The following is a 645-nucleotide window of genomic DNA, read 5'->3' as shown; positions in this document are numbered from 1 at the left end:
TGGCGGGGCTGCCGTCAACCACTTTTTGGACATACACACCCCAGTCTGCGGGCAGGTGATAGGCAGATGCGATGTCTGGGCTGATTGCTTGGAAACTGATTCCCATGAACGGGCGTGAGAAATAGCCTTTCTCGATGATCTGGTTTGCAACAGCCTGCGCCGTGTTGACCGGGATCGCGAAGCCCAATCCCTCTGCCACCGTGCCGCTGCCTGAGCCGCGCACGATCATGTTATTGATGCCGATCACTTCGCCAGCCAGGTTCACCAGCGGACCGCCGGAATTGCCCTGATTGATGGCTGCGTCAGTTTGGATCAAGCCTTCAACCGTGTATCCTTGTCCGGTGTCGATGGAGCGTCCCGTCGCACTGACCACGCCCACCGTAACCGAGTTCTTGAAGTCACCGAGAGGCGAGCCGATGGCAATCACTGATTCACCAGGCTTGAGCAGGTCAGAATTCCCAAGCGTTACAATTGCAGGGACAGTTCCATCCGTTTTCAAAACCGCAATATCAGAGTAGGGGTCTGTGCCCACCACGACTGCACCTTGTTCCGTACCGTCAGATAGGATGATGCTGACATCCTTGGTGCCGTCCACCACATGGTTGTTGGTGACAATATAACCCTGATCAGAAATGAAGAAGCCGC

At 55.5% G+C, this 645-nt stretch carries 1 protein-coding gene; it reads right to left on the bottom strand.

From position 1 onward, the window contains the following. A partial coding sequence (locus JNK74_29200) for a trypsin-like peptidase domain-containing protein (protein ID MBL7650254.1) occupies positions 1 to 645 on the bottom strand: 645 nt, incomplete at both ends.

It is taken from the genome of Candidatus Hydrogenedentota bacterium (assembly GCA_016791475.1).
In the GTDB taxonomy this organism is placed as follows: domain Bacteria; phylum Hydrogenedentota; class Hydrogenedentia; order Hydrogenedentales; family JAEUWI01; genus JAEUWI01.
Note: the sequence above shows the minus strand (reverse complement) of the source record. Positions and strands in the feature narration are given on the sequence as shown.